Here is a 2,267-nt window from a genome sequence, read left to right as displayed (position 1 = left end):
TCAGACCGGAAGTTTGCCGCCCGCTTCCTTCAGATTCCGCGTCACCACGGACACCCTTGCGTTAAGCTAACCGCTACTTCTGCCTTCACAGTTCGAGACTCTCACCCTATAGATTACACCCATGCCGGGCACACTAGAAATGGCCCTCTTACTTAGGATAAGAGGGCTGTTTGCGTTTGCCGATCCTACAAACCTTGACTGTACAAAGCTTGTATGTCAGATTCAGTTAACGTGCTTTTATACATTCGGAAATCATCCAGTGCGCCATTTAACGCATACCACTCACTAGTTAACCAGCCAATTATAATATCACTATTATTAGAAGGTGAAAAGTCAAATGGCGAAGCAGATATATTTGTAACGATTACTCCATTAATGTAAGCCTTTCTAGTGGATGGACTAATAACAAACGCCACATGATTCCATTCTCCAAGTTCGAATTTTTTGTTCACTTTTAAATTAGGATTCATTGTACTGACTGTTCTAGTCATCCACAGATCAATCGCTGGCTGCCTGTAGGCATATTCTTGGCAGTATTCCTCTATTCTAATGTCATACATGTATTTGGAACAATATCTCGAATCATCAGTGTAGATGTAACTGCTCATGTTGCCTTCTTGACCTTTATTAAACACCGCATGAATTCCTTTTGCGGCATTGTACCCATCACCATTCCTGCCATAATAACTATTCAATTTCACCCAAAAAGAAACAGTCATTTCACTAGTTAAATTTAAGGAATCATTCGCTGGAATGGTTACACTGCCTTTAGACTGGACTCCTCCAAATTGAATAGCTCTTCTTGATTTTCCATCAATATAAGACACATTAAAGGGTGTTCCATGATTTTGATACATCGAATGGTCGTCAGCTGAATCCATTAAATTAGTTAAACTGCTATTCTCGTCTTATGCCATTTCTTTATGGCTTTCGAACGAGCCTTCACCATGCAGGCGACTTTCATCGCACACGGCGAGCCGTCAATAGACACTTTTTTCTTTTATTTCCCCAGTGTAATATATTCATCATTTTAAAATTTAAACACACAAAAAAAGACATTCACCCAAAAAAGAGTGAACGTCACACATATAAGCTAATTTTTATATCTATAAAAGCTCTATTTCTTGAAAAAACGAATGGTTTTGTCATCGTTTATCCAGCTTGCGTTATTAGCAGCTTCTTTAGTAACCATGAACCGCTAGTTGTTGGGTTACAATTCCATTCCAAAGGGTACTCTTTTCATATAAATGAAAAGGAGAGATTTTTGTGAAAAACAAATTATCTGCTGATGGGGCCATTGATTCAATCGAAGCCGTGGCCGGGAAGTTTCCGGGATATCGGCGGGCACATGCGAAAGGAATTGGATTCGAAGCAGAGTTTAAACCTAACGGAGCAGCTACCGCTTATACCACCGCCGCTCACTTTCAGGAGACAGCAGTACCTGCTATTGTCCGCTTCTCTCACAGTTCTCCTAATCCCGAAGCGACAGAGCTATTAAATCCGGTGAAAGGTATGTCCGTTCAGTTTCAATTGCCAAATGGCGAAATCACGAACCTTGCGAATGTGACGGTTCCAGTTTTCATCACCAAAACACCCGAAGCATTCATTGATATGATTCGAGCTGTTAAAAAAGGTGAAATGGGGGTAAAAGATCGTCTTGAAGTCATGGCCAAGCATCCCGATTGGCAAGCGGGATTTGAAATACTAAAGAACTTACGACCCCCAGTAAGCTTTGCTACAGGCTGCTATTACTCGATTCATGCCTATTATTTTATCAATGAACATGGAGAGCGGCAGGCGGTTAAGTACGAGTGGGAGCCTGATGCGGGAGTAGAGCTGCTGTCACTATCGTCTGCATTTTCATTAGCCAGGCAATCCATGGAAGAAGAAGTTGAGGCGAGATTAGCTGACGGCCCGATCATCTTTCATTTAACTATTCAGTTAGGTGAAGCGGATGACCCAACCGATGATCCAACCGAGGAATGGCCAGCTGATCGTAAGAAACTAAGAATCGGCACGCTGACCATCACCAATAAACGGGCTGACAACGCCGAGTCGATTCGTTTTGATCCTACTATCGTTCCCGATGGAATTGAATGCTCCGAAGATCCGGTGCTGATATTTCGGAGTAAGGCGTATGCGGAGTCTTATAAGAGGAGAATAAATAATCAGTATCGAGTAGGAGGATAATCATTAATTGATTATCCGACCTCTCACACCACCGTACGTACGGATCCGTATACGGCGGTTCAATTTTATACTAAGCA

The 2,267-nt window shown here is 42.2% G+C and carries 2 protein-coding genes; one reads left to right on the top strand and one right to left on the bottom strand.

Annotated features, from left to right (window positions below; genetic code table 11):
* Window positions 1-185: 185 nt before the first annotated feature.
* Window positions 186-881, bottom strand: a complete 696-nt coding sequence (locus JOC78_RS17365; protein ID WP_204558603.1) for a LamG domain-containing protein — start codon at window positions 879-881, stop codon at window positions 186-188.
* A gap of 385 nt (window positions 882-1,266) precedes the next feature.
* Here JOC78_RS17365 and JOC78_RS17360 point away from each other — a divergent pair, with 385 nt between their 5' ends.
* Window positions 1,267-2,190 (top strand): catalase family peroxidase, encoded by a 924-nt coding sequence (locus JOC78_RS17360; RefSeq protein ID WP_338023230.1) that lies wholly within the window; start codon window positions 1,267-1,269, stop codon window positions 2,188-2,190.
* The last annotated feature ends 77 nt before the right edge of the window (window positions 2,191-2,267 follow it).

The sequence above is a fragment of the Bacillus ectoiniformans genome (assembly GCF_016908875.1).
In the GTDB taxonomy this organism is placed as follows: Bacteria; Bacillota; Bacilli; order Bacillales; family Domibacillaceae; genus Bacillus_BX; species Bacillus_BX ectoiniformans.
The sequence above is the reverse complement of the archived record's forward strand: the minus strand, read 5'-3'. Positions and strand labels throughout refer to the sequence as shown.

Bases quoted from the DNA above. Each gene is read 5' to 3' on its own strand.
- JOC78_RS17365 (WP_204558603.1), bottom strand. From the start codon at position 881: ATGGATTCAGCTGACGACCATTCGATGTATCAAAATCATGGAACACCC.